27 protein-coding genes are annotated in these 26,039 nt (G+C 64.1%); 11 read left to right on the top strand and 16 right to left on the bottom strand.

Annotated features, from left to right (window positions below; all coding sequences use genetic code 11):
- Positions 1-27: 27 nt before the first annotated feature.
- The gene (locus EAH73_RS02385) at positions 28-603 is read right to left on the bottom strand and encodes a DUF6799 domain-containing protein (protein ID WP_140464837.1); all 576 of its coding nucleotides are present in this window, start codon (positions 601-603) and stop codon (positions 28-30) included.
- A 156-nt stretch (positions 604-759) separates the two neighbouring features.
- On the opposite strand from EAH73_RS02385, the gene EAH73_RS02380 reads away from it, so the two are divergent.
- The gene (locus EAH73_RS02380) at positions 760-1,221 is read left to right on the top strand and encodes a MarR family winged helix-turn-helix transcriptional regulator (RefSeq protein ID WP_140464835.1); all 462 of its coding nucleotides are present in this window, start codon (positions 760-762) and stop codon (positions 1,219-1,221) included.
- A 76-nt stretch (positions 1,222-1,297) separates the two neighbouring features.
- Entirely contained in the window at positions 1,298-1,906 is a 609-nt protein-coding gene (locus tag EAH73_RS02375) for a YceI family protein (protein WP_140464833.1), read from the top strand.
- A gap of 93 nt (positions 1,907-1,999) precedes the next feature.
- Here the strand turns inward: EAH73_RS02375 and EAH73_RS02370 are convergent, their stop codons facing one another.
- A complete protein-coding gene (locus EAH73_RS02370) occupies positions 2,000-2,710 on the bottom strand; it encodes a hypothetical protein (RefSeq protein WP_140464831.1) in 711 nt (236 codons plus the stop codon).
- Positions 2,711-2,746: 36 nt separating this feature from the next.
- The gene (locus EAH73_RS02365) at positions 2,747-3,304 is read right to left on the bottom strand and encodes a hypothetical protein (RefSeq protein ID WP_140464829.1); all 558 of its coding nucleotides are present in this window, start codon (positions 3,302-3,304) and stop codon (positions 2,747-2,749) included.
- Positions 3,305-3,514: 210 nt separating this feature from the next.
- Between EAH73_RS02365 and EAH73_RS02360 the strand changes: the two genes are divergently transcribed.
- The 5 genes from EAH73_RS02360 (at position 3,515) to EAH73_RS02340 (ending at position 9,173) form a co-directional block, all read left to right on the top strand.
- On the top strand, positions 3,515-3,796 hold the full coding sequence (locus EAH73_RS02360) for an ATP-dependent Clp protease adaptor ClpS (protein WP_140464827.1): 282 nt from the start codon (positions 3,515-3,517) through the stop codon (positions 3,794-3,796).
- 111 nt (positions 3,797-3,907) lie between these two features.
- Entirely contained in the window at positions 3,908-4,522 is a 615-nt protein-coding gene (recR, locus tag EAH73_RS02355) for a recombination mediator RecR (RefSeq protein WP_140464825.1), read from the top strand.
- A 123-nt stretch (positions 4,523-4,645) separates the two neighbouring features.
- Positions 4,646-6,670, top strand: a complete 2,025-nt coding sequence (locus tag EAH73_RS02350; RefSeq protein WP_205012952.1) for a glycosyltransferase family 2 protein — start codon at positions 4,646-4,648, stop codon at positions 6,668-6,670.
- 65 nt (positions 6,671-6,735) lie between these two features.
- Positions 6,736-7,950: a pyridoxal phosphate-dependent aminotransferase gene (locus tag EAH73_RS02345; protein WP_140464821.1), complete on the top strand. Its 1,215-nt coding sequence runs from the start codon at positions 6,736-6,738 to the stop codon at positions 7,948-7,950.
- Between the two features lie 227 nt (positions 7,951-8,177).
- Positions 8,178-9,173: a bifunctional heptose 7-phosphate kinase/heptose 1-phosphate adenyltransferase gene (locus EAH73_RS02340; RefSeq protein WP_140464819.1), complete on the top strand. Its 996-nt coding sequence runs from the start codon at positions 8,178-8,180 to the stop codon at positions 9,171-9,173.
- Between the two features lie 55 nt (positions 9,174-9,228).
- Here EAH73_RS02340 and EAH73_RS02335 read toward each other — a convergent pair whose 3' ends face one another.
- The 4 genes from EAH73_RS02335 to EAH73_RS02320 form a co-directional block, all read right to left on the bottom strand.
- Entirely contained in the window at positions 9,229-9,438 is a 210-nt protein-coding gene (locus tag EAH73_RS02335; RefSeq protein ID WP_140464817.1) for a zinc ribbon domain-containing protein YjdM, read from the bottom strand.
- Between the two features lie 49 nt (positions 9,439-9,487).
- The gene (locus EAH73_RS02330; protein WP_140464815.1) at positions 9,488-10,141 is read right to left on the bottom strand and encodes a class I SAM-dependent methyltransferase; all 654 of its coding nucleotides are present in this window, start codon (positions 10,139-10,141) and stop codon (positions 9,488-9,490) included.
- Positions 10,142-10,240: 99 nt separating this feature from the next.
- Positions 10,241-11,269: a uroporphyrinogen decarboxylase gene (gene hemE / locus EAH73_RS02325; protein ID WP_140464814.1), complete on the bottom strand. Its 1,029-nt coding sequence runs from the start codon at positions 11,267-11,269 to the stop codon at positions 10,241-10,243.
- A 64-nt stretch (positions 11,270-11,333) separates the two neighbouring features.
- Positions 11,334-11,954, bottom strand: coding sequence for a MarC family protein (locus EAH73_RS02320; protein ID WP_140464812.1), 621 nt, complete (start codon positions 11,952-11,954; stop codon positions 11,334-11,336).
- Between the two features lie 101 nt (positions 11,955-12,055).
- Here EAH73_RS02320 and EAH73_RS02315 point away from each other — a divergent pair, with 101 nt between their 5' ends.
- Positions 12,056-13,174 (top strand): endonuclease/exonuclease/phosphatase family protein, encoded by a 1,119-nt coding sequence (locus tag EAH73_RS02315; protein ID WP_140464810.1) that lies wholly within the window; start codon positions 12,056-12,058, stop codon positions 13,172-13,174.
- Between the two features lie 21 nt (positions 13,175-13,195).
- Here the strand turns inward: EAH73_RS02315 and EAH73_RS02310 are convergent, their stop codons facing one another.
- On the bottom strand, positions 13,196-13,846 hold the full coding sequence (locus EAH73_RS02310; protein ID WP_140464808.1) for a hypothetical protein: 651 nt from the start codon (positions 13,844-13,846) through the stop codon (positions 13,196-13,198).
- Positions 13,847-13,952: 106 nt separating this feature from the next.
- Here EAH73_RS02310 and EAH73_RS02305 point away from each other — a divergent pair, with 106 nt between their 5' ends.
- Entirely contained in the window at positions 13,953-14,351 is a 399-nt protein-coding gene (locus tag EAH73_RS02305) for a GNAT family N-acetyltransferase (protein ID WP_140464806.1), read from the top strand.
- A gap of 125 nt (positions 14,352-14,476) precedes the next feature.
- Here EAH73_RS02305 and dnaK read toward each other — a convergent pair whose 3' ends face one another.
- Positions 14,477-16,411, bottom strand: a complete 1,935-nt coding sequence (dnaK, locus tag EAH73_RS02300) for a molecular chaperone DnaK (RefSeq protein ID WP_140464804.1) — start codon at positions 16,409-16,411, stop codon at positions 14,477-14,479.
- A 238-nt stretch (positions 16,412-16,649) separates the two neighbouring features.
- Here dnaK and EAH73_RS02295 point away from each other — a divergent pair, with 238 nt between their 5' ends.
- The gene (locus tag EAH73_RS02295; RefSeq protein WP_140464802.1) at positions 16,650-17,249 is read left to right on the top strand and encodes an HAD family hydrolase; all 600 of its coding nucleotides are present in this window, start codon (positions 16,650-16,652) and stop codon (positions 17,247-17,249) included.
- A 15-nt stretch (positions 17,250-17,264) separates the two neighbouring features.
- Here EAH73_RS02295 and EAH73_RS02290 read toward each other — a convergent pair whose 3' ends face one another.
- From EAH73_RS02290 to EAH73_RS02270, 5 genes are all read right to left on the bottom strand, one after another.
- Complete coding sequence (locus EAH73_RS02290; RefSeq protein WP_161599422.1) at positions 17,265-18,158, bottom strand: alpha/beta hydrolase; 894 nt, start codon at positions 18,156-18,158, stop codon at positions 17,265-17,267.
- 81 nt (positions 18,159-18,239) lie between these two features.
- Entirely contained in the window at positions 18,240-18,944 is a 705-nt protein-coding gene (locus tag EAH73_RS02285; RefSeq protein WP_140464799.1) for a pseudouridine synthase, read from the bottom strand.
- Positions 18,945-19,034: 90 nt separating this feature from the next.
- On the bottom strand, positions 19,035-20,150 hold the full coding sequence (locus EAH73_RS02280; protein ID WP_140464797.1) for an MBL fold metallo-hydrolase: 1,116 nt from the start codon (positions 20,148-20,150) through the stop codon (positions 19,035-19,037).
- A gap of 70 nt (positions 20,151-20,220) precedes the next feature.
- A complete protein-coding gene (locus EAH73_RS02275) occupies positions 20,221-20,895 on the bottom strand; it encodes an NAD-dependent epimerase/dehydratase family protein (protein ID WP_140464795.1) in 675 nt (224 codons plus the stop codon).
- Positions 20,896-20,987: 92 nt separating this feature from the next.
- Entirely contained in the window at positions 20,988-23,063 is a 2,076-nt protein-coding gene (locus EAH73_RS02270) for a VWA domain-containing protein (RefSeq protein WP_240047108.1), read from the bottom strand.
- Positions 23,064-23,224: 161 nt separating this feature from the next.
- On the opposite strand from EAH73_RS02270, the gene EAH73_RS02265 reads away from it, so the two are divergent.
- Positions 23,225-23,887 carry an HAD family hydrolase gene (locus tag EAH73_RS02265; RefSeq protein WP_140464793.1) on the top strand — a complete coding sequence of 221 codons (663 nt, stop codon included), beginning with the start codon at positions 23,225-23,227 and terminating at the stop codon, positions 23,885-23,887.
- A 286-nt stretch (positions 23,888-24,173) separates the two neighbouring features.
- Here EAH73_RS02265 and EAH73_RS02260 read toward each other — a convergent pair whose 3' ends face one another.
- Complete coding sequence (locus EAH73_RS02260) at positions 24,174-24,863, bottom strand: MIP/aquaporin family protein (protein WP_140464791.1); 690 nt, start codon at positions 24,861-24,863, stop codon at positions 24,174-24,176.
- Between the two features lie 80 nt (positions 24,864-24,943).
- Entirely contained in the window at positions 24,944-25,990 is a 1,047-nt protein-coding gene (gene arsS / locus EAH73_RS02255; protein ID WP_140465284.1) for an arsenosugar biosynthesis radical SAM (seleno)protein ArsS, read from the bottom strand.
- Between the last annotated feature and the right edge of the window lie 49 nt (positions 25,991-26,039).

Below are 26,039 nucleotides of genomic sequence, written 5' to 3'. Positions count from 1 at the left end.
CACGCGCCACTTGGGAAATCCCAAAAATTACTTGCCGGTTTGCAGCTGCGCGTCGAGGGCGGTCAGGTCGAGGTCGATTTGGCGGGTGTCGGGCGAGGCGGCCTGGCCCTGGGCCAGCAGCGCCACCTTGCGGTCGAGCAGCGCCACTTTGCGCTCCAGCAGCTGCACGCGCAGCTGGAGGGCCGCGGTTTCGGCCGTGGCGTTGCTGGGCACCACGCGGGTGGGCAGCGTGTAGGTGCTGAACGCCGGCGCGCCGGCGGGGGCCGGGCCGCTGCCAGCGGCCGCGGCGGCGCTGGCCGGCGTGGCAAACACGAGGCCGCCGTCGGGCCGCACAAAGTCGCCCTCGGCGAGCGTGGTGAGCTTGCCGCCCGGAAATTCCACAATGCCGCTCTTGTAGTTGATTTTGGTGCCGTTGGCCAGGCGCACGTTTTGGGTGAGGGGCGTGGTGGTGGCGCCCTCGCGGCGCAGCACCGCGCCGTTTTGGTACACGAATTGCGTTTGAGCCGTGGTGGCCACCGGGTAGCCGCCTTGCTGGGCCGCGGCCCGGTGCGGGGCCCCGGCCAAGGCGCCGGCTGCGCTCATCATCAAAAGAAAATGTTTCATATAAAACTAGCGATTTAGGTATAATTACGCTCCATTACGGGTTTTTGGGGACCCAGCCGTGGGCGGCTCGAAGAAAATAAAGGAAAATTACGCGGAACAATGTTGCAACATTAAATGTACGTACATTATATTTGCACTGTCAATCGCAGATAATCTATGCGCATCGAAGACGAAATCAAGCAACCTGTGTTCCGCAACGCCTACGAAAAGGCCATCATCAACCTCACCTACACCGCCGGTTGGCTAGCGGTGCGGCAGGCGGGGGCTTTCAAGCCCTTCGGCCTCACGCTGCCGCAGTTCAACTTGCTGCGCATTTTGCGCGGCCAACACCCGCGGCCGGCCACCGTGGCCCTGCTCATCGACCGGATGCTGGACAAAACCAGCAACGCCTCGCGCATCGTGGACCGGCTCGAGGAGAAGCAACTGGTGACGCGCACCGTGTGCCCCGCCAACCGCCGCGCCGTCGACATCCGCATCACCGATGCGGGCCTGGCGCTGCTCACGCGCCTCGAAACCGAAGACGTGCTGGAGCCCATGCGCCTGGGCATGGGCCGCTTCTCCGAAGCCGAGTTGCAGCAGCTCAACGATTTGCTCGATAAAATGCGGGCGTCGGATTAACAAATTTGCTTTTCAATGCCCCATCCCGGGGCCCTCTTTTGCCTTTTTCCCCTTTTTCTTTTACCTTTTTTCAACCATGAAAAAAATTCTGTTTCCCGCCCTGCTGGCCTTTGCTGGCCTCGTAGCCGCTCCCGCTGCGCAAGCCCAAACCGCCTACAAGCTCCAGCCCCAGCTGAGCACCCTGGGCTGGGAAGGCAAAGCCGTGACCCACGGTCACAACGGCACCATCCAGTTTACCGGCGGCGATTTGCTGGTGAAAAACAACATGGTAGTGGGCGGCACCACCACCGTGGATATGAAGACCATCAAGGCCACCGATATTAAAGACGCTGACACACAGACCAAGTTTGTGGGCCACATGAGCAGCGAGGATTTCTTCGACGCCGCTAAAAACCCCGTTTCTACGTTTAAAATCGTGAGCATCACCCCCATCAAAGGGGCTGCTGCCACCGCCGATAACGCCACCATCGTGGGCGACATGATGATCAAGGGCGTAACCAACCGCCTCACGTTCCCCGCCAAAGTGGGCGTGAAGAACGGGGTGGCTGCCGCCAGCGGCAAAATGACCATCGACCGCACCAAGTTTGGCCTGAAGTACGGCTCGAAGTCGTTCTTTGACAGCATCGGCGACAAAGCCATCAACGATGACTTTACGCTGGATTTCAACGTGGTTGCCAAGCAATAATTATTGCTCGTGTTTAGTTAAAAGGGGCCCCACCAAGCAATTGGTGGGGCCCCTCTTTTTTGGTAAATGCTGGCTAGCGTAGCGGTGCGCACGCTAGTCGTCGCGCCGGGGCGAGGCCGCGGGTGGAGGGGCCGGCAGCACCACCGGCGCGGCGGCCGGCACGTAGGTCGATTCGGTGCCGGGGCGCAGCTCGAGTCGCATGGGGGCCACCGAGGTTTCGCGCAGGCTCATGATGCCGTACACGGTTTCGCCGGGCTTGATGATACGGTTGGTAAGGTCGAACTCCTCAAATTCCTGGCGCATGTTTTTGTTGGCCTGGCTGGCTCCCAGCATGTTGCCGCCGGCAATGAAGGGCCCCGTGGGAATGAAAGTGCCCCCGCTGGTGGCCCCCGTGCGGGCGTCCACCGTGCCGCCCACGTTGAAGTTGAGCAGCAGGTACAGCAGGTAGACGGCCACGCCCTGCTTCATGTCTTGGGCCGCCGCGGTACCGCCCACGGGCATAACGGGCCGGTCGCCGTACAGCAGGTTCAGGTCGCGCGAGAAGTTCAACTCCCGGCCCGAATTGTTGGTTACGCGCACCGCAGTTACGTGGTAGCCGCGCTTGGCTTCTTTTTTAACATACTTTTTGTTGCCGTGCAGCCGCAGCACGTCGTACTGGTAGCCAAACTCGACGGGCGCATTAGCGGCCGAGGCTTGGTAAGTGGCGATGCGGTCGGGCCGGATGGAGGTGTACGAGCCGGCACAGCCGGTAGCCAGCGCGAGCAAGCTTAAGCCCGCGCAAAAAGAAGGGTAGCGTTTTAGCATATAAATAGGGTGAAAGGAAGATGAATGTGGCGCAAGCTACTGCGGAACAACCAATTCCCGGGGCAGCTCGAAGGTCAGGTTCGCGCTTTTCTTGCGGCGGTGCAAGTCCTTCAGAACATCATCTAAATCGGGCTTGTATTCGACCCATAAATCTTCGTGCAGGTGCTTCAGAATTAGGGCTGGCAGGCGGGCTGCCAGCCGCGCCACAGCCTTATAAAAGCCGTCGTACACGCTATCGAACTGGCCCGAGTAATGGTCGAGGCACAGGCGCAGGGTGTAGGCCAGCAGGTCAATTTCGAGCTGCTTGCTTTTGGTGATGCGCCGGGCCCGGGCGGCTTCCTGCACGCTGGCGCGCAGGGCCTTCACGAGGCTGCGGTTGAGCAGGCGCCCGCTCACGGCCAGGTTGAACAATTCGTGGATGCGGTCGGCCGTTTCCTCCTGGATCTGGGCCAGCGACACGTCGGCCAGCAGCTCGAAGCGGAAGGTTTCGTACAGCTCGGCGTCGCGGCGCACGGCGCGCAGCAGCAGGGCTTCCTTTTCGGCTTCGCCGAGGCGCTTGATGGCTTTTTTGAATTCGGGCGCGGGAACGGGCATGGGCAAAAAAAAGGAAGCGGTGAACAAGGTGCCGGCGGGGCCCCAGGGCCCCATTGCGCCCCAGTTGGCGGGCCGCCGGCGGGGCAGGGCCCTTGGCCGCCGAAAATTACGCCGGCCCCGCGTCCCGGGGGCTCATTTCCCGAAACGATTTGTGGGGCCTGGGCGTTTACACATGCCGCCAACCCGGTGCCGCCGCCGTAAATTTGCCCCATGACGACCCGCCCCCAAATTGAGTTCGATGAGGACGTATTGCTGCTTGAAGAAACCGTCGAGCCGCGCAGCCTTGTGGTGTACAACGACGAGGTGAACACCTTCGCCCACGTCACAAAAACCCTGATTGACGTGTGCCAGCACCAGCCCGAGCAGGCCGAGCAGTGCACGCTGCTCATCCACTACAAAGGCAAGTGCAGCGTTAAAAACGGCTCGTACGAGGAGCTGGAGCCCCTGTGCACGGCCATCCACGACCGGGGCATCTCGGCGGATATCTCCTGATTGAGCTGTTAGCTTGTAGCCATTAGCGGTTGGCTTTTCGTTCGAATCGAATGAATAAGCCCGGCTAAAAAGCTAACAGCCAACAGCTATAAGCTAACAGCTACCTACTAAATGGATTTCCCTTCCAAGCTGATTGAAAACGCCGTGGGCGAGCTAGCCCGCCTGCCCGGTATTGGCAAGAAAACGGCCCTGCGCCTGGCCCTGCACTTGCTAAAGGCTGGCACCGACACCACGGCCTCGCTGGCCGAGGCGCTGGCTAAAATGCGCTTTGAAATTACTTACTGCCGCACCTGCCACAGCATTTCCGACGCCGAGGAGTGCAGCATTTGCGCCAACCCGCTGCGCGACCACGCCCAAGTGTGCGTGGTGGCCGACGTGCGCGACGTCATAGCCATCGAAAACACGGGCCAGTACCGCGGCGTGTACCACGTGCTGGGCGGCGTCATCTCGCCCATCGAGGGCGTGGGGCCCACCGACCTGCACATCGACTCGCTGGTGGAGCGGGCGGCGGCCGAAGGCTCGGACGTGCGCGAAGTCATCCTCGCCATCAGCCCCACCATGGAGGGCGACACCACCGCGTTTTACCTCTCGCGCCGCCTGCGCGACCTGCCCAGCGTGCACATTAGCACCATCGCCCGCGGCATTCCAATGGGCGGCGAGCTGGAATACGCCGACGAAATCACCCTCGGCCGCAGCATCGTCGACCGCCAGCGGCAGGTGAGCTAGGGCCCCGGGCCGACTGAAAACTTTCGGAAAAAGCCCCGCGGCCGGTTTGGCGGCGGGGCTTTTTGTTGGGGCCGCGCCAGGGCCGGTGCGGCCGGCGGCCGGCGCGCCCTAATTTCGCCTGCCGTGGTCAAACTCTCCGTCGTCGTCGTCAGCTACAACGTCAGCTACTTTCTCGAGCAGGCGCTGCTGTCGGTGCGGCGGGCGGCCGAAAAGCTGGGGGCCCCGGTGGAGGTATTTGTGGTGGACAACAACTCGGCCGACCACTCGGTGGCGATGGTGCGGGCCCGGTTTCCGGAGGTCGTCCTCATTGAAAACAAGCACAACCCGGGCTTTGCCAAAGCCAACAACCAGGCCCTGCGCCGCGCCACCGGCCAGTACCAGCTGCTGCTCAACCCCGATACCGTGGTGGAGGAAGATACCTTCCGGGCCTGCTGCGACTTTCTGGACGCGCACCCCGCCGGTGGGGGCCTGGGCGTGCACATGCTCGACGGCCAGGGCCACTACCTACCCGAGAGCAAGCGTGGCCTGCCCACGCCCGCCGTGGCTCTCTGCAAAATGCTGGGCCTGAGCCGCCTGCTGCCCAATTCGCGCATCTTCGGCCGCTACCATTTGGGGTATCTGGACAAGAACCAAACCCACGAAGTCGACGTACTCAGCGGGGCGTTTATGCTGCTGCGCCGCACGGCCCTGGCCCAGGTGGGCCTGCTCGACGAAGACTACTTCATGTACGGCGAGGACATTGACCTTTCGTACCGGCTCACGCTGGGCGGCTGGAAAAATTACTATTTCCCCGGGGCCCGTATCATTCACTACAAGGGCGAAAGTACCCGGCGTACGAGCGTGAACTACGTGCTGGTGTTTTACCGGGCGATGGTGATTTTTGCCCGCAAGCACTTCGCCCCGGGCCCCGCTGGGGTGGTGTCGCTGCTCATCAACACCGCCATCTGGCTGCGGGCGGGCGCGGCCATTGCGGAGCGATTCGTGCGCCGTGCCGCGCCGGTACTGCTCGACGCCGGCTTGGTGTACGGCGGCATCTTCTTGCTGAAAACGTACTGGGAGGCCCACCAGAAAGTGCCGCCGGGGCCCTATCCGCCGCAGTTTATGCGGGTGGCGGTGCCGGGCTACGTAGCCGTGTGGCTGGCCTCGGCCTACCTGAGCGGCGGCTACAGCCGCCCCCTCAAGCTAGGGCCCCTGGCGCGGGGCATCCTGGTGGGCACGGTGCTGATTTCGGCGGCGTCGAATTTTCTCGATGCCTGGCGGTTTTCCAAGGCCCTCATTGTGTTGGGCGGGGCCTGGGCGCTGGTGGCGCTGGTGGCGCGGCAGGTGGCCACGCACTTCGCAAAGTACCACAACTTGCGCCTGGGCGAGCCCCGCCCCAAAAACATTGCCATTGTGGGCTCGGCGGCCGAAAGCCAGCGCGTGCGCCAGCTGCTCGAAGCCGCCGCCGTGCCGGCCCGCGTCGTTGGCTACGTGGCGGTGGGGCCCCCGGCGGGCGGCGGGCTGGCCGCCGCTGCGCCGCTGCCCGGGGCCCCACCCGCGCCGGCCGAGGCCCTGGGCGAGCTGCGCCAATTGCCCGCTTTGGTGCGCCTGTACGCGCTCGACGAGCTGATTTTTTGCGGCCGCGACCTGCCCGCCAGCCAGATTATCGGCCTAATGTTGGCGCTGCCCGCCACGCCGCCGGTGGCTTACAAAATCCTGCCCGAAGCCAGCGCCTACATTATCGGCAGCAGCCGCAAAGACGCGCCCGGCAACTACTACGCCCTGCACAGCGCCCTGAACCTGCACCAGCCGGGCCCCGCCCGTGCCAAGCGCCTGCTCGACGCGCTGAGCGCCGCCGCCCTGCTGCTGCTGGGGCCCCTGCTCGTGTGGTTTCAGGCTGATCGGCAAGGCTTTATGCATAATGCGGTGGCCGTGCTGCGGGGCCGCGCCACCTGGGTGGGCCTGCGCCACACGCCCGGCCCGGCCCAAGCGCGCCCCGCCGTGCTCTCGCCCGCCGACGCCGCCGGTGGGCCGCTCGGGGTGGGGGCTAAGCGCCAACTAGAGTTGCTGTACGCCAAAAACTACGCCCCAGGACAGGATTTGGGCGTTTTGTGGCGCTGCTGGCGGCGGCTGGGGCAGGCCCTGGGGCCCCCGGCGGCGGAAAAATAAAACGGCGCGCGGTTTGGCTAAGCCCAGCCAATACCTTTGCAATGCAACTTTTTCCGCTGTCCGCTATGCCCGAAGTACTTGCCCCCGCGTCGCCGCTCTCCAACCGCCTGCTGGCGATGACCGAATCGGCGACCATTGCCATGGCCAAAAAAGCCCGCGAGCTGGCCGCGCAGGGCGTCGACGTCATCAGCCTGAGTTTCGGCGAGCCCGATTTTCAGACGCCTCAGTACATCAAAGACGCCGCCAAAAAGGCCGTCGACGACGGCTTTACGTTCTACACGCCGGTGCCCGGCACGTTGGAACTGCGCCAGGCCATCTGCGCCAAGCTCAAGAAAGAGAATGACTTAGATTACTTACCCGCCAATATTGTGGTGAGCACTGGCGCCAAGCAGGCCCTGGCCAACGCCATCCTTAGTCTGGTGAACCCCGGCGACGAGGTCATCATCTACTCGCCCTACTGGGTGAGCTACGAGGAAATGGTGAAGCTGGCCGAGGGCGTGCCCGTGCCGCTGGTGGGCACCCTCGAAAACGACTACAAGGCCACCGCCGCGCAGCTCGAAGCCGCCATCACGCCGCGCACCAAGCTCATCATGTACTCTTCGCCCTGCAACCCCACGGGCTCGGTGTTCAGCCAGGAGGAGCTGGGCGAAATGGCCGCCGTGCTGGCTCGCCACCCGCAGGTGTTTGCCCTGGCCGATGAGATTTACGAGTACATCAACTTCGTGGGCGAGCACTACAGCCTGGCCCGTTTCCCCGAGGTTAAAGACCAGGTAATCACCGTCAATGGCTTTTCGAAGGGCTACGCCATGACCGGCTGGCGCCTGGGCTACCTGGCCGCCCGCGCCGACGTTGCTTCGGCCTGCGACAAGCTCCAGGGCCAAATCACGTCCGGCACCTGCTCCATCGCCCAGAAGGCCGGCACCGCCGCCCTGCTCGGGGGCCACGCCAGCGCCGACGAGATGGTAACGGCCTACCACCGCCGCCGCGACCTGGTATTGGACATTGCCAAGGACATCCCCGGGATGGTGACGCCCACGCCGAGCGGCGCGTTCTACGTATTCCCCGACGTGTCGGCGTTCTTCGGGCGCACCACGGCCGAGGGCCAGGTTATCAAAGATTCGGCCGATTTGGCTCTCTATCTGCTCAGCGACGCCCACGTGGCCGCCGTGTCGGGCGAGGCCTTTGGGGCCCCGCAGTGCATGCGCTTCAGCACCGCCGCCGCCGACGACAAGCTGGTGGAAGCCTTCCAGCGCATTAAGAAGAGCCTGGCCAAATTGTAGTTTTTGTAGCGTAAAAATGTAACGCGGACTTTATAGTCCGCGGCTCTCGCTTCGTCCTGCCGATTAATCGTGCAGCTACTGTTCAGAGCCGTGGACCACAAAGTCCGCGCTACATTTTTGCTGATGATTAGTGAATGCAGCTTAAGTGCAAGGCCCGTGGCAGCGGTGCGCCCCGGCGCGCTCCTGCCGCGGGCCTTTACCTTTGGGGCCCTATTATCCTTGCCGCAATGCCTGCCGATACGCTCTCCCAGCTCTTTGCCAATTTCAACCGCCTGCGCGTCCTCATCGTGGGCGACGTGATGGTGGACGCCTATGTGTGGGGCCGCGCCACGCGCCTCTCGCCCGAGGCCCCCGTGCCGGTGGTGCACGTGGCCCGTACCGAAAACCGCCTCGGTGGGGCCGCCAACGTGGCCCTGAACGTGCAGGCCCTGGGGGCCACGCCGCTGCTCTGCGCCGTGATTGGCGACGATGCCGGCGGCGACCAGCTGCTGGAACTGCTGCGCCAGTGCGGCCTGCCCACCGAGGGGCTCATCCGCAGCCCGCACCGGCCCACTACCGTCAAGCAGCGCATTTTGGCCCAGGGCCAGCAGCTGCTGCGCATCGATTCGGAGGTGGAAACTGACCTCAACGCCGACGAAACGGCGCAGCTGCTGGAGGCCTACGACGCGCTGCTGGCCCAGGCCGACGTGGTAGTGTTTGAGGACTACGACAAGGGCGTGCTGCGCGAGGAAATCATCGCCACCTGCATTGCGCGGGCCCGGGAGCGGGGCATCCCGACGGTGGTGGACCCTAAGAAGAAGAACTTCCTGGCTTACCGCGGCTGCACCTTGTTCAAGCCCAACCTGAAGGAACTGCGCGAAGGCCTCAAGCTGGAGTTTGGCGACCCCGCCACCGACCGTCCGGGCTTCGAAACCGGCGTGGCCCGGCTGCGCGCCGAATTGCAGCCCGAAATTGTGCTGGTCACGCTTTCCGAGCACGGCGTATTTGCCCAGCAAGCCAATGAGAAAACTTACCTGCCGGCCCACCTGCGCACGATTTCCGACGTGTCGGGGGCCGGCGATACGGTTATCAGCATTGCCGCGCTGTGCGTGGCGCTGGGGCAGCCGGCGCCGTTTCTGGCCGCGCTGGCCAACTTGGGCGGCGGGCTCGTGTGCGAGCAAGTGGGAGTAGTGCCAATTGAGAAACAGCGGCTGCTGGAAGAAGCGCAGGAAGCCGGTTTGTAGCCCCGGGGCCCTGTTTTAGGGCCCCAGGGCCCCCGCCCACCCGGCGCAGACGTGGCTAGGCTTTCTTCAGAAACTCGGTTTTCAGCACCATGGTGCTGCCGCTGGCCCGGCCCTCAATTTCGGCGGGCGAGTTGGTGAGGCGGATGTTTTTGACCAGCGTGCCGCGCTTTAGCGTCAGCGATGAGCCTTTCACTTTCAGGTCTTTGATGAGCGTGACCGAATCGCCGTCGGCGAGTAGGGCCCCGTTACTGTCTTTAGTTTCCATACCTGGTTTTTGGGAGAGCGGCGGTAATAAAGTAGGGGCTGCTTATTAATTATTTTTTCCTTGCCACCACGTATTCAGCAAAGCCCAGCAAATCCCAAAAGATGCTGGGAACAATGCGTTTGTACTTAATTAAATTGTGCGGAATTTTAAGCGGAATTAATAAAATGTTGTGCCAGCGCCGTTGCACCCCACCGGCCACTACCTGGAATTGGTGGCGCAGGAACAGGTTGTAAAATTCTTGCAGCGAATAAATGCGCACGTGGGTATCGTCGTCGAAAAAGTTTAACGTTCCCTGCATGCGGGGCAGCGTAGTGGAGTGGTAGCCAGGAAATTCCAGGTAAATGAGGCCGCCTTTTCTGAGCTTGGGCAATAAGCCTGCAATCACGTCGTCGCCATTTTTTAAATGCTCCACGACGTGGGCCATAACGATGAAATCGAAATAATTGTCCGGAATGGCGGCGAAATCCAGCGCTTCCAGGTTCATTTCGTAGAAGGCCGTCATCAGCCGGAAATCGTTTTCGTCGTTGTGGTAGTTTTTATCTAAATCTACCCCGTGGTACTCGCAGGCCGGAAACCATTTCTTGGTGTTCGAGGCCGAATGATTACCGGCCCCAATGTCCAATAGCCGGAACGGCTTTTGGCCATAAAAGCGCTCGATAAACCGAAACTTGGACGGCAGTAAAACAGGGCGAAATAATTCCATTCGGCGGCAAGTAAGGCGGTGGCGTAAAACGAGCTGGTCCGGCGGCTTTGCTAGCCACCGGACCAGTTTTCCTAGTATTCGGAATAATTGCTTGGCCGCCTAGCCCCGCCACTCCTTCACCGTGTCCACAAACACGCGCACGTTGTCGGGGTCGGTGTCGGGGTACACGCCGTGGCCGAGGTTGGCGATGTGGGGGCCCCCGGCGAACTGGCGCAGCATGGCCTGGGTGGCGGCCCGCACCTGCTCGCGGGTGCCGTAGAGGGCGCAGGGGTCGAGGTTGCCTTGCAAGGTTTTGTCGCCGGCCTGGCGGCGCACGGCGGCGGGGTCCTGGTTCCAGTCGAGGCCTATCGTGCGGCAGGGGAGGGCAGCGAAGTCCTCCACGGCCCACCAGGCGCCCTTGGCAAATACCGTGACGGGCACCAGCGGGGCGAGGGCGGCGCAAATCTGGGCGATGTAGCGCGTCGAGAACTCGGCGTAGTGCGCGGGCGGCAAGATGCCGGCCCACGAGTCGAACACCTGCACCACTTGGGCCCCGGCGGCCACCTGGGCTTGCAGGTAGGCAATGGTGGTGGCGGTGATTTTCTCGAGCAGCCGGTGGGCCAGGGCGGGCTCGCGGTAGAGCATGCCGCGGGCCTTGCTGAAGGTTTTGGAGCCGTGGCCCTCCACCATGTAGGCCAGAATCGTCCAGGGGGCCCCGGCGAAGCCGATGAGCGGCACCCGGCCGTTGAGGGCGCGCTTGGTGATGCGCAGGGCCTCCAGCACGTAGCCGAGGTGCTCTTCGGGGTCAGCGATGCGCAGCTTGTCTACGTCGGCGGCGGTTTTGATGACGTTGGGAAACAGGGGCCCCCGGGCCTCCACCATCTCGTAGGGCAGGCCCATGGCGTCGGGCACCACCAGGATGTCGGAGAAGATGATGGCCGCGTCCACGTCCAGCGCGTCGATGGGCTGGATGGTGACCTCGGCGGCCAGCTCGGGGGTTTCCACCAGCTCCTTGAAGCCGGAGAGGCGGGCGCGCAGGGCGCGGTACTCGGGCAGGATGCGGCCGGCTTGGCGCATGAGCCACACGGGCGTCCGCTCGGTGGTTTCGCCGCGGGCGGCGCGCAGGTAGAGGTCGTTCTTGGTCGTCATAAGTCGGGCGCAAAAGTACAGCCGGCGCCGGGGCCCCGCCATTGTTCGTTGCAAGCGCAGGGCGCTATTTCGTCAACCCCGGGAATAGGGCCCCGATGGCGGTGGCGAAAAAATTGACCCCGATGGCTAGCGTGATAAAGCCCATGATGCGTGCCAGGGCCGCCATGCCCGGCCGGCCCAGCAGGCGCGTGAGGCGTAGCGACGAGGCCAGCACCGCGAAGCTGGCCAGCGCCACCAGCGCAAAGCCCAGTAGCGTCAGTAGCTTGTCAGGGTAGCTGGGGCGGATGAGGCCGATGCAGATGGCCATCGAGCCGGGCCCCGAGAGCATGGGCATGGCCAGCGGCGTGAAGCTCACGTCGTCCTTGAGCTTGCTTTCTTCGAGGGCGGCGGGGCCCACCCGGTCGCGGTTGGCACCGGGCGTGAGCAGGTCGAAGGCCGAGCGCATGAGCAGGATGCCGCCCGCAATGCGCAGGTGCTGGATGCTGATGCCGAAGAAGTTAAGAATGTACTGCCCGCCCAAAAAGGCCACGCTCAAGATGGCTACCATGTAGAGGCAGGCGCGCAAGGCAATGCGCAAGCGCTCGGTGCCGCTGTCGTCGCTGGTGAGGGTGAGGAAAACCGGCATCGCCCCGAAAGGATTCACGAGCGAGAACAGGGTGGTGAACGTGGCCAGCAGGATTTCCATGCCCCAAAGGTAGCAGCCGGGCCCGGGGCCCCAACGTGGCCCGCGCCCGGGCCGTTTAAAGGCGGCGGTGCCGCTGGGGCCGCCGCCTACCTTTGCCACTTATGAATTTATTGCTTACCCTGGCGCAGTGGCTGACGTGGCTGCTGGGCGCGGCCGCCCTGCTGGCCACCGTGTTGCCGCTGCTCCGCCAAACGGCCTGGTGGGTGCGGGTCTGCGATTTCCCGCGCCTGCAAATTGTGGCCGGGCTGGCCGCCAGCCTGCTGGGGGCCCTGCTGCTGCCGCCGCTGCCCGGCCCCTGGCAGGGGGGGCTGCTGGGGGCCCTGGCGGTGGCCATCGGCTACCAGGGCTACCGCATCTGGCCCTACACGCCGCTGCACGGCAAGCAGGTGGCCGACGCCAGCCGCCCCGCCGCCGACCTCGACAACCACCTGAGCCTGCTGGTGACCAACGTGCTAATGTACAACCGCGACTCGGCGCGAATCATGGGCCACATCCGCCTGCGGCAGCCCGACATTGTGCTGGCCGTGGAAACCGACGCTTGGTGGCTGGAGCAGCTGCAGCCGCTCGCCAAATCGCACCCCTACACCTGCCACGCCCCGCTACCCAACACCTACGGCATGCTCGTGTTTTCGCGCCTGCCGCTGCGCCAGGCCGAAATCCGGTTCTTGCTGGAGGCCGACGTTCCCTCGTTTCACGGGCAGGTGGTGCTGCCCAACGGCGTGCCCGTGCGGCTGCATTTCCTGCACCCGCGCCCGCCGGCCCCGGCCGAATCCAAAACCAGCGTGCGCCGCGACGCCGAGCTGCTGGTAGTAGGCCGCGAGATTGAGGCCCACAACGGCCCCACCATCGTGGCCGGCGACCTGAACGACGTGGCGTGGTCGCACACCTCCGAGCTGTTTCGGCGGCTCTCGCGGCTGCTCGACCCGCGCATCGGCCGGGGCCTGCTGCCCACCTTCCACGCCGACCACAAGCTGCTGCGCTGGCCCCTCGACCACGTGTTTCACTCCGCGCACTTCCGCTTGCAGCACCTCGAGCGCCTCACTCACATGGGCTCCGACCACTTCCCCATCTACATCCGCCTCAGCTACGAGCCCACCGGCTGGCGCGAGCAAACCGAGGAGCTGGAAATGCCCGACGCGGAAGACCGCCAGGAGGCCGCCGAAAAAATTGAGGAAGGCATCGCCGATGCCGCCGAAAACCCAGCCCAAATCACCAGCTAGGGCCCCGGCGCCGTAGCGGGGTCAGCCGGCCACGATCCGCACGGCCACCCAAAACACCACGCCCGCCGCGCCCAGCCACAAAATGCGGCGGCCGTGGGCGCGGTCGGCGGGGGCGAAGCCGGGCACCTGGCGGCCGTCGGGCAGGGTTTTGCGGTAGCGCCACAACGACCAGCCAATGCCCAGCCCGAACACGCCGCCCGCCAGGGCCAGTAGGTAGCCGGCCACAATCCAGGCGGTGGGGCGGGGGTTGGGGGCGGCCAGGTTTTCGGTGTGCAGGGCCCTGAGGTTCAGTAAAATATGGTCCGATACGTCTTCGCCGCGCTCGCGCAACAGGTGAGTGGCCAGGGCCACGTCGTGGCTGCTCCAGGCGTCGGGCTGGCTCAGCAGCTCCCACAGCTCGGGGTTGGTGAAGCCAAAGAGGTAGTAGTCCGACGGGAAATTGCTGGGCGTGTTGGCGGCCTGGCTTTCCTCAAGCTGGCGCACCCGGGTGAAGTCCTCGGGCAGCAGGCTCACCACAAACTGCTCGGCTGAAGTGGTGCCCAGCACGGCGTTGAAGCGCGGCCGCGAGTGGTGGGCCTCGTGGGCAATGCGGTGAGCCTCAAGCAGGGCCAGCAGCGGCTGGGCCGCCTCGGGCGTGGCAAACTTCTGGTAGGCAATGACAACGGAATCCATGCGGCAGAAAAGCGGAAGGCCGGCGGCAGGGCCCCTAACCCGGGGCAATTTACGCTCTGTTTCAGCTGAATTACCTTGCGCCGAAAATCTTCTCCTCGTTCCCGTCATGACCGTTACCTATCACCTCGACCGCCTGCCCACTACCGAACAAATCATCGACTTGTACGTGAGCGCTGGCCTGGCACGCCCCACGCACGACGCGCCCCGCATTGCCCAGATGTACGCCAATAGCAACCTCATCGCCACGGCTTGGGACGGGGAGGTGCTGGTGGGCGTGGCCCGCTCCCTCACCGATTTTTGCTTCAGCTGCTTCCTTAGCGATTTGGCCGTGCGCGCCGAATACAAGCACAAGGGCATTGGTAAGCGTTTGGTAACCATTACCAAAGAAAAAGCGGGGCCCGGCAGTGCCCTTGTCCTGCGGGCTGCCCCCGAAGCACGGGAGTATTATCCCAAACTGGGCATGGAAACCATGGTCGACGGCTTTCTCATCCGGCGGGCTGTGTAGGGCCCCAGGTACGAGTTAGGGCCCCAGCGCGCACAAAAAAAGGGCCGGAAGCAATGCGCTTCCGGCCCTTTTAACATCCTAAAATCAATCAGCGAAATCACGGTTAATCACCGCCAATCAGTGATTTATTTGCCGTCCACTTCCTCGTAGTCCACGTCGGTTACGTGGTCGGCGGCGGGCTGTCCATCGCCCTGCGGCTGGCCTTCGCCCCCGCCGGGGAAGCCCTGGCCAGCGCCGGCGCCATCGGCACCCGCGGCGGCGTACATCTCCTGCGAGGCAGCCTGCCAAGCGGCGTTGATGGCCGTCATAGCGGTTTCAATCGCGCCGAGGTCTTTGCTCTCGTGGGCCTTCTTGAGGTCGGCGAGGGCGCCTTCCACGGCGGTTTTGTTGCCGCCGCTCAGCTTATCGCCGTACTCTTTTAGCTGCTTCTCGGTCTGGAAAATCATCGAGTCGGCGTCGTTCACCTTCTTGATGCGCTCGGCTTCGGCCTTATCGGCGTCGGCGTTGCTGGCCGCCTCTTGGCGCATGCGCTCAATGTCCTGGTCGGACAAGCCGCTGCTGGCTTCGATGCGGATTTTCTGCTCCTTGCCAGTGCCTTTGTCCTTGGCGGTCACGTTCAGGATGCCGTTGGCGTCGATGTCGAAGATTACTTCGATCTGCGGCACGCCGCGGGGTGCGGGCGGGATGCTGTCCAAGTGGAACTTGCCGATGGTGCGGTTCTGGCTGGCCAGGGGCCGCTCGCCTTGCAGCACGTGGATTTCCACCGAAGGCTGCGAGTCCGACGCCGTCGAGAAGGTTTCCGATTTCTTGGTCGGAATGGTCGTGTTCGACTCGATGAGCTTGGTCATTACGCCGCCCATCGTTTCAATGCCCAGCGAAAGCGGGGTCACGTCGAGCAGTAGCACGTCCTTCACTTCGCCCGTCAGCACACCGCCTTGGATGGCGGCGCCGATGGCCACCACTTCGTCGGGGTTCACGCCTTTCGAAGGCTTCTTGCCGAAGAACTTCTCCACTTCCTCCTGGATGCGGGGGATGCGGGTCGAACCACCCACGAGGATTACCTCGTCGATGTCGCTGGCCGAGAGGCCAGCGTCTTGCAGGGCCTTCTTGCAGGGCTCCATCGAGCGGCGCACCAGCTCGTCCGAGAGTTGCTCAAACTTGGCGCGGCTCAGCTTCACCACCAAGTGCTTGGGGCCGCTGGCGGTGGCCGTCACGTAGGGCAGGTTGATTTCGGTTTCGTTCGAGCTTGACAGCTCCACTTTGGCTTTCTCGGCGGCTTCTTTCAAGCGCTGGAGGGCCATGGGGTCGTTGCGCAGGTCGAGGCCTTCGTTATCGGCTTTGAACTGGTCGGCCAGGAAGTTGATGATGACTTGGTCGAAGTCGTCGCCGCCGAGGTGGGTGTCGCCGTTGGTGCTCAGCACCTCAAACACACCGTCGCCCAGCTCCAACACCGAGATGTCGAAGGTGCCACCGCCGAGGTCGTACACGGCAATTTTCTGGTCTTTGTGCTTCTTGTCCAGGCCGTAAGCCAGGGCGGCCGCGGTGGGCTCGTTGATGATGCGCTTCACGTCGAGGCCGGCAATGGCGCCGGCTTCTTTCGTGGCCTGGCGCTGGGCGTCGTTGAAGTACGCGGGCACCGTGATAACGGCTTCGGTAACGGGCTGGCCGAGGTAGTCTTCGGCGGTCTGCTTCATTTTCTGAAGCACCATGGCCGAAATTTCCTGCGGGGTATAGTTGCGGTCGCCAATTTTTACGGCCACCGTGTTGTTGGCGCCGGGCACCAGGTCATAGGCTACGTACTTGCTCTCGGCGGATACTTCCGAGAACTGGCGGCCCATGAAACGCTTGATGCTGGCGATGGTGTTTTTGGGGTTGGTAACGGCCTGGCGCTTCGCCGGGTCGCCCACTTTGCGCTCGCCCTTGCCGTTGTCGAGGAATGCGACGATGGACGGCGTGGTGCGGCGGCCTTCGGAGTTGGGGATAACAACGGGTTCGTTGCCTTCCATCACGGCCACGCAAGAGTTGGTGGTGCCGAGGTCGATGCCGATTATTTTGCCCATGTTGGGGTGTTCAGGTTAAGTGGATAGTTTGTCAATAGGAAGCTGCCCGTGGGTAGCTGAGAGTCCTTTTACAAGCTACGTACCAACCCCATTTTGGTGACAATGTGTCACCGATTGGGCCCCCAGCCGGCCACTTATCCGCCGAGGTGGCCGGGTTTACATTGCCTCGGGAAAGCTTTCCTGACAGGTGTGCAGAATCTCCGTTTCCTTAAATTGCCCCTCTTTACTTAAGGACGCGATGGAGGATAAAATCCTGCTTATTTTAGATCTTGACGAAACGCTGATTCACGCGACAGTAAACAAACTCGGCGATGATTTTGCGTTTGAACTCTACCAACACTATGTGTACAAGCGCCCCGGTTTGGATGCATTTATCGCCGCTTGTGCGGAAAAATTTGACTTAGCTGTATGGTCATCGGCCAGCGATGGCTACGTGAAGCAAGTAGTGGCGCAAATATTCCCAACGGCAGTAAAGCCCGTATTTGTGTGGGGCCGCTCGCGCTGCACACCGTTGGTTTTGCCGCGGCTTGATGAGTACGGCTACTACAATCTGGACGGTGCCAGTCACTACGAATATGCCAAGATTCTCAAGAAAGTAAAGCGGCTTGGCTTCGATCTTGAGCGAGTATTGATTGTGGACGATACGCCGGAAAAAGTGCGCAATTGCTACGGAAATGCCATTTATCCTACTCCTTTTCTGGGAGACCCGGACGACAACGAGTTAGCTGTTCTTGCCCAATTTCTGCATTCCCTGCACGATGTGCAGAATGTTAGAAGTATTGAGAAGCGGCATTGGAAGCAACAGTTTCTTGCTGGCAACGAAGTGACGCCTGGGTAGATAGACAGGTTGTTGTTATTGTTTAACGCCCAGTAAAAAGTCGCTAATCTGCCTCTGCCACTCGGCTGGGTAGCGGTGCCAGTACGGCTCGTGGCCCGCGCCCACAAAGTCGTGCCGCTGCTTGGGGCCCCGGAGGTTGTGGAAGACGGCGGCGGTTTCGGCGCGGGTCACGCGGGTATCGGCGGTGCCCCACAGCAGCAGGGTGGGAGTAGCTACTTGCGCGGCGTAGCGCTCGGCGGAGAGGCCGGGGCCCCAGAAGCCGTTTTGCAAGCCGCCCCAAAACACCAGCAGATCGGCCAGGGGCCAGGCGGGCACGTGCAGGGCGGCGAAGCGGTTGCGGGCCGTTTGGCGGAGGCTGCCGAAGGGGCATTCGAGCACGTTGGCCGCCGGGTGCACGCCTAGCGCGGCCTCGGCCCGCAGGATGGCCACCGCGCCCATGCTCACGCCGTAAAGCACCAGGGGACCCGGGCCACCGGGGCGGGCGGCCAGCCAGCGCGTGGCGGCCGCCACGTCGTCGGCCTCGCGGTAGCCCACCGTCACGTGGGTGCCCGCCGAGCCGCCGCCGCCGGCAAAATCGACCAGCAGCACGGCGTAGCCCAGGCTGCGAAAAAAAGCGGCTTCCGTTACCAGGTGCGATTTTTCGCTGGTGTAGCCGTGGAACAGGGCCACCGTGCCGCGCGCCGGGCCCGCGGGCAAGCTGTACCACGCCGCGAGCCGGCCGTTGGGGCCCTCAAAAAATACACTTTGGTAAGGAAACGCCGGCGGCGCCCCGGTAACGGGCCGCGGGTTGCGCACGCCGGTCAGAATAAGGCCCAGCTTGGCAGCGGCCGACAGTTTCTCCGGCGACTTGGTGCGGGGCCCTACGTCGGCGCTGAAGTGCGTGAGTTGCCAGGCATGAAAGAAAACCACGACGTTCGCCAGCCCGAACAATACAAGGCTGGTGCTTAACAGATGACGCAGTAAGCGCTTGCTCGACATAACGCCGGGGCCCTAGCGCGGACGGCGCGGTGCCCCGCGCTCGGCCGGGCCGCCGCCCGGGCGGCGCGTGGGCGGCGCAGCTGAGGCCGCCGGGGCCCCGGGAACGGGCTTGGCAGCTACTTGGCGGTTAGCAGGGTCTTTGGTGGCCGAGAACTTGGCCTTGAGCTTGCGCGACTCTTCGGGCGTGAGCTCGCGCCACTCGCCGGGGGCCAGGGCGCCAAGGTCCAACTCGTCGATGCGGGCCCGGATGAGGCGCAGGCAGGGCAGGCCCACGGCGGCGCACATCTTGCGCACCTGGCGGTTCATGCCCTGCGAAATGCGGATTTCCAGCCAGGTGGTGGGGATGCTGGCGCGGTAGCGGATGGGCGTGCTGCGGGCCCACAGGCCTTCGGGCTCGGGCATGTCGGTGGCCTGGGCGGGGGCGGTGCGGCCTTCTTTGATGACCACGCCGCGGCGCAGCTTTTCGAGCGCTTCGGTGGTCACTTCGCCCTCTACCTGGGCCCAGTAGGTTTTGAACACCTTGTAGCGCGGGTCGCTGAGGCGGTGCTGGAGGGCTTTATCGTCGGTGAGGAGCAGCAGGCCTTCGGAGTCAAAATCGAGCCGGCCGACGGGGTAGATGTGCGGCACGGGCACAAAATCCTTGAGCGTGGCCCGGCCTGCCTCGTCGGTGAACTGGGTGAGGACTTCGTAGGGCTTGTTGAGGAGGATGTAGCGCATGTTAGTTGTCGGTTGCTCGTTGTCAGTTGTTTGTTATCAGCTTCTCACAAGCGCCTAGCAACTGACAACTAACAACAAGCAACTCAGAAGCTAGCGCCACCACGGCGCCGTGGGCAGCGGCCCGGGGCCCAAAGTTACGGGCTCGCCGAGGTGCGGCGTGGTGAGGGGCTGGCCGAGGCGGGCGGCCTCGGCGCTGGCGCGCGTCACGGATTCGTTCCAGGGGTGGTTGGCTTCGGTGAAGGCGCCCCAGTGCACGGGCAGCATGGCGGCGGCGCGCACGTCGCGGGCGGCTTGCACGCTCTGCTCGGGCCGCATGTGGATTTCGGCCCACTGCCGGTCGTATTGCCCGCACTCCACCAGGGCCAAATCGAACGGCCCGTACTGGGCCCCGATGGCGGCGAAGTGGGGCCCGTAGCCGCCGTCGCCGGTGTAAAAAATGCGCTTCGTGGGGCCCTGCAGCACCCACGAGCACCACAGCGTGGAATTGCGGTTGGTGAGGCCGCGGCCCGAGAAGTGGCGGCTCGGCGTGCAGCGCAGTAGCACGCCGCCGGCTAGCCGGGCGCTGTCGCCCCAGTTCATTTCGGTGATGCGGGCCGCGGGCACACCCCAGGCCCGCAGGTGCGCCCCGATGCCCAGCGGCACGTAAAACCGCCCCACTTTGTCCTTGATTTTGCGGATGGTTTCGTAGTCGAGGTGGTCGTAGTGGTCGTGCGAGATGAGCACGGCGGCGATGGACGGCAGCTGCTCGGGTGTGATGGCCAGGCTGGGGTTGTAGCGCTTGGGCGTGACCAGCGCTAGGGGCCCCATTTTCACGCTCAGCATGGGGTCGAGCAGAATGTTTTGGCCAGCCATTTCCACCAGGCTGGCCGAGTGCCCAAACCACGTGACGCGCACCAGCTCCGGCGACTTCTGCACGATGGCCAGCGAGTCGAGCGGCTGCGTGGGCAGGGGCCCCGGAGGCTCGGTGTTGGGGTGCTTGCGAAACAGCATGTTCCAGAGCACCGACCCCATGCTGCCATCGGTCAGCTGTTTCGTCGGCAGCAGGTTTTGGAATTCGCCGTCCGCGTAGTGGCCCGATTGTGCAAAGCGCTGCCGGTCGGCCTTGGTGGGCGTGCCGCCCAGCTGCGGGCTGAGGCCGGTGAAGGCCACCATGGCCAGTAACAGGGCCCCAAGAATGCCGCCAGTGGTCAAGAGAAACGTTTTCAAAGGGTGAGATTTGGTAGTTGAAAGTTAAAAATGCAGCGTTAAAAACTCGATTGATTTTAACGCTGCATTTTTAACTTTTCGCTGAATTTTGGGCCAGCGCCACAATGTCGCGCACTTCGAGCACGGGCTTGGGGGCCCCAGCACTGGCGGCGTTGATCATGGCGCGGCCCACTTCCTGCATGGTGCTGACGTAGGCCGGGGCCAACCGGCGGGCCAGCGGGTATAGCCAGGCAATGAAGCGGTACCATTTCAGCAGGTTGCGCTGGCCGGGCGTGGCTCGCATAAAGCCCGGCCGGAACATGTAGGCGCGCCGGAAGGGCAGGGCCAGTAGCTCGTTCTCGGTGCGGCCCTTCACCCGCGCCCAGTGCTGGCGACTCTTTTCGGTGCCGTCGGTGCCGGCGCCCGACACGTAAACGAACGTCAGGGCCGGGTTGAGGCGCGCCAGGGTGCGGGCAAAGTCCAGCGTCAGGTCGTGGGTGATGCGCTCGTACTCTTTCTTCGACACGCCCACCGACGAGGTGCCGGCGCAGAAAAAGCAGGCATCGTAGCCCGTAAGCTGGCCTTCGATGGGGCCCAAGTCCTGCAAGTTGGCGTGCAGCAGCTCGGTCATTTTGGGGTGGCTGCGGCCGCTGGGCCGGCGGCTGAGCACCAGCACGTGCGCCACGGCGGGGTTTTCCAGGCATTCGAGCAGCACGCCCTCGCCCACCATCCCGGTCGCGCCGGTGAGGATGACTCGTAGTTTCATGGGGTTCGGTAAAGTAGGAGCGGAGACGTTTGAAACGAGTTTCTACTTTACGGGAGCTTACGGCAATTGGGCCGTCCTGCCAAACCGCATTCCTACACGCTGCCCGAGTACTTGCGCACGGCCCACTCCGCGGTCACGAAGGCCAGAATTAAGAAGAAAATCCACTTCTGGTCAATCAAATCCTTTAGGTCTTCCTCGCTAGAAAGGATGGGTTTGTAGTTGGCCTTCAGCAAGTCCTGGGTGAGCTGCGCGAACTGCGCGGGGTAGTAGAGGCGCTGGCCGCTGCGGCGGGCCAGCTGGGCCAGCAGGTTGGGGTTGGCCTTCGATTCGAGGGCTTCGAGGGGCTGGTTTTGTACGAGCAGCTCGCCGGCGTCTTGCTGGGCCTGGCCGCCGAGGGTGGCGCGGGCCTGGTAGCGGTAGCGGCCGGCGGGCAGGGGCCCCAGGTGCAGCGGGGCCCCATCGGCGCCGTTGCTGAAGGAGAAGCGGCGCACGCGCTGGCTGTCGCTGGTGAGGGTGAGGTCGATTTTCTGGTCGTAAATGCGCTCAAATACCGCGTTGTAAGTCTCGGCGGCCAGCGTTACGTCGTCCTGGGTGCCGAAGGCATCTTGGGTGGGGTAGGCGTCGAGGCGCTTTTTGCGGGCGTTTTGGGTGAGGAGCTGCACGGTGCGCACGATGAGGCGGTCGTAGGCTTCGGGGCGGTCGTCGTGGGCCACGGCCTCGCTCAGGCGCCACTGCCAGCCGCCGTCGGTGAGCAGCGTGGCCCGGCGGGCGCCGGTGGGGCCCCCAAACACCAACAGCGGCCGCTGGGTGGCCACGCGGCCCACCTGCTGCCAGAGCGCGGCTTCGGCCCCGGGGCCCAGGCGCAGGTCGGCGAAGGGCACGGATACGGGCGGGTACTGGGCAAAGCGCCGGGCGGTTTCCTCGTCGAGGGCGAAGCGGGTGAAGCCGGGGTTGGGCAGGGGCGTCACGGCGTCGGTTTGGGCCCCGCGGGGCTGGATGCTAAGGCCCGTGCCGAGCCGGTTGTAGGCCGCCAGGTCCGACTGGGCCCCCACCACGTAGAGCGCCGGTACGCCCTTGGCTTGCACCTGGGCCAGGATGTCGGTCCCCAGCCCGCCCTGGGCCGGCAGCTGGTGCAGGATGGCCACGTCAAAATCAGCCCCGGCCTTGAGCGGGGCCACGCCGGGCACAGCCAGCGTCAGGTCAAAGTTGTCGTTGGTTTGCAGCGCGGCGCGCAGGGCCTTCAGGTCGGGGTGGGGGGCGGCGCCGGCCAGCAGCACGCGCAGCTTGCCCTTCACCACTTCCACGAAGGCCGGGCGGGCGTTGTTCAGGGCCGTGAATTCGCCGGGCTGGGGCACCACGCGCACCTCGTAGCGGCGCTTGCCGGGCGCGGGCGCCGTGATTTGGAACGCCACTTTCGCGCGCCGCCGCCCGGCGGGCAGGGCCACGCGGCGGGTTTCGAGCACCCGGGGGCCCTCGCGCAGTTCCACGGTGGCCGTGCCGCCAGCGTAGCCCTCAAAGGCCAGCTCGGCCTCCAGCGGAAACTTGTTGCCGCTGAACGCCACCCGGTTGTAGGCCAGGTCCGTCAGGCGCAGGTCCTTCTTGGGCACGGTGTCGCCCACGGCCACGGCGTAAATCGGAAACGTGTAGTCGGCCGAGGCGGGGCCCCGGCCCTGGTTGGCGATGCCGTCGCTGAGCAGCACCACGGCGGCCAGGTTGCGGCCGTCGTAGGCGGCGCGGGTGCCGGCCAGGAGCTGGTCGAGGTCGGTGCTGGCGGCGGTGAAGCGCAGCGAATCGGGCCCCGGCGTGCGGCCGGGCGTCAGGGCGCGGGTTTCCACTGCGAAGCCCTTGGCCCGCAGCGTGGCGGCCAGCTGGGCGAGGCCGGCGGTGGCCTGGCTTAGCACGGGCTTGGGCGTGAACAGCTCCACCGACTGCGAGTTGTCGACGGCCAGCACCACGGTGGGCTTTTCGGTGCGCGTGGTGGTCGATTTCACGAACGGCGCCAGCAGCAGGAAGCACAAAAAGCTCACCACCGCCCAGCGCAGCGCGGCCAGTGCGTAGTTCAGGCGGGGCCCCCAGGGGGCCCGGGCCGAGTATTGCAGGGCGGCGTAGCCCGCGCCCACCAACAGGCACAGCGGGATAAACCAGGCGGAATATTGGGTCGTGAGCAAAAGCAGCGGCAAAAAAAAGGGCCCCGGGGCGGGCTTCGCAACGCGGCCCGCAGCAAAAATAGTCCCGCCGCGGGCCCCCGCCCCGGCAATTTGGGCCCCAGCGGCGGGACTTGCGCCCCGGCGTCCCGGTACCTTTGGCCGCAACCTTCGTAAGCGGCCTCATGATTCAAACCGTGATTTTCGATATGGACGGCGTCATCATCGACACCGAGCCCATCCACCACCACGCCTTTTTCACCCAATTTGCCGAGCTGGGCATCACCGTTTCGGACGCGCAGTACGCCTCGTACCTGGGCTCGTCTACGCGCAACGTGTTCCAGCAGCTCAAGGAGCAGTTCGGCTTGCCCCAGGAAATCGACGCGCTGCTCCTGCGCAAGCGCGAGCTGTTCAACCAGCGCTTCGACAACGACCCCGACCTGGATTTGCTCGATAATGTGCGCGGCCTGCTCGACGACCTGCGCGCCCACCAAGTGCCGCTGGTGCTGGCCTCGTCGGCCTCCAAGGCCACCATTGGGCGGGTGTTCAAGCGCTTTGGCCTGGGGCCCTACTTTGGGCACATCGTCAGCGGCGAAGACTTTGCGCATTCCAAACCCGACCCCGCCATCTTCCTGCACGCCGCCGCCCTGGCCGAAACGCCCGTGTCGGAGTGCGTCGTCATCGAGGATTCGGCCAACGGCGTGGCGGCGGCCAAAGCAGCGGGCATCTACTGCATCGGCTACGCCAGCCCGCACTCGGCCGGCCAAGATCTGCACCAGGCCAATATGATCATCCAGCACTTCTCCGAGCTGTCGGCGGAAAAAATTCGCGCCATTCAGGTGGGATAATTAGCTGTTAGATATTGGCTTATGGCTAATAATATTGCTGGCAGTCATTTATATCAATAGGATTTACGCGAATAAGTTGCCGACTAGCCCCAGCGGGGTGGCCTATCGGTAGTAAAATGTTGATTAATAACGCTAAAGCCCCAGCGGGGCGACCCAAAACCGTTGCAGGCAGTTGGGCCGCCCCGCTGGGGCTAATCCTTGGTATGCTTGCGTAAACCCTATCAGCGCTGCTTTAGCAAGACAGTAGCGTTAGGGCCCCAGGTGGCGCTGGGGCCCTAACGCTTGCTTATGAAGGCGAAGAGGTGGGGGCCGCTGGCGCGGGCTTGGGTTCCAGCAAGCGGTCGGCCCACACGGCCAGCAGCGCGCCGGCCACCGGGGCGGCCACGTATACCCAAGCGGCGGTCCAGTTGCCACTTACCAGCGCCGGGGCCAGCGAGCGCGCCGGGTTCATGGAAGCCCCGCTGAGGGGGCCGCCCACCAGCGCCTCCAGCCCCACCACGGCGCTGATGGTGAGGCCCACCATTAGCCCCTGCTCGTAGTAGCTCGACGTAACGCGCAGGATAATAAACATTAGCCAGAAGGTAAGGCCTAGCTCGACGGCGAAGGCCTCGCCCGCCCCGTGGGCCGGCAGCGTGGCCCCCAGCAGCGAGCCGGGGGCGGCCAGCAGCCGCACGGCCGCGCTCCCGAGGCCGGCCCCCAGCAGCTGCGCCGCCACGTAGGGACCCACGCGGCGCCCCGGAAAACGCCCCGCCGCCCAGAAGCCAATGGTGACGGCCGGGTTGACGTGCGCGCCGCTCACGTGGCCCAGCCCCTGAATGATAATCAGCACGATAAGCCCAAAGGCGGCGGCTACGCCGCTGTGGCCGATGTTGTGGAACTGCTCGTCCACGACCACCGCGCCGGTTCCGAAAATCATTAAAAAAGCGGTGCCGAGCACTTCGGCCAGCAGGCATTGGCGGAGGGTGGGAATCGTCATGCGGTAGCCAGCGTTGGGGCCTGGAGGGTGAGCGCCCGGGCGGGCGCAGGCGGCTGGATGGGCGGCAAGGTAAAGCCGCCTTACGCCACTGTACCGCCGCAGCTCGAGCCCGCGCCGGCCGTGCAGCCGTAGCAGTGCTGGTTGAGCACGATGGGGCGGCGGGCCAGGGCATCGGCGTCGAAGTCGCGGATGTGCTGGCTGGTGCTGGCCACGTGCAGGTCGAGCATCTGGTTGAAGTCGCAGTCGTAGAGGCCGCCGTCCCAGCCCACCGAGATGGTGTCGCGGCACATCACGCCGGCCGCGGCGGTGGGGTTGAAGGCATTTACCAATTTCTCCATGTAGCCCGCGTAGTTGCCCGACTCCACCAGGTAGTCGAGGAAACGGCTCACCGGCAGGTTGGTAATGGCAAACAAGCTGTTGAACACGATGCCGTGGTCCTTGAGCAGCGCCTGCTTGAACTGGCGCTCCAGCGCCACCTGGGGCCCCGGCATAAAGGCGCCGGCCGGGTTGTACACCAGGTTCAGCGTCAGGCCGCTACCGGGCAGGCCGTAGCCCACAGCGTTCAGCATTTTCAGGGCTTTGATGGAGTCGTCAAACACGCCGTCGCCGCGCTGGCGGTCGGTTTTATCGGCCGAGTAGAAGGGCAGGGAGCTGACCACCTCCACGCCGTGCTTTTTGAAAAACTCTGGGAGGTCGTGGTACTTCTTGTTGGCCACAATGATGGTGAGGTTGCAGCGCACCAGCACTTTGCGGCCCAGCTTGCTGATTTCCTCCACAAACCACCGGAAATCGGGGTTCATCTCGGGGGCCCCACCGGTGAGGTCCACGGTTGGGATATCGGTGGCGGCCAGCGCGTTGAGGCAGAGCTGCATCGTGTCGCGGGTCATGATTTCCTTGCGGTCGGGGCCGGCGTCCACGTGGCAGTGCTTGCACACCTGGTTGCACATCTTGCCCACGTTGATTTGCAGCACCGCCGGCAGCACCGGCTTCAGCGGAAACAGGCCCGCCTCCTGCATCTTCTGGTGGAAGGGCGGCAGGTGCAGCACGTCCACCACTTCCTGGCGCAAGACGGTGAGCTGGAAAGCCGAGTCGGCCAGTTGGTTGCCGGTGGCTTTGAGGGACTTTATCATGGACGGGTAGAAGCAGGCAAATAGGCTTTTCAACCAAAAAAGAACG

Source organism: Hymenobacter nivis, assembly GCF_006439025.1.
In the GTDB taxonomy this organism is placed as follows: Bacteria; Bacteroidota; Bacteroidia; order Cytophagales; family Hymenobacteraceae; genus Hymenobacter; species Hymenobacter nivis_A.
The sequence above is the reverse complement of the archived record's forward strand: the minus strand, read 5'-3'. Positions and strand labels throughout refer to the sequence as shown.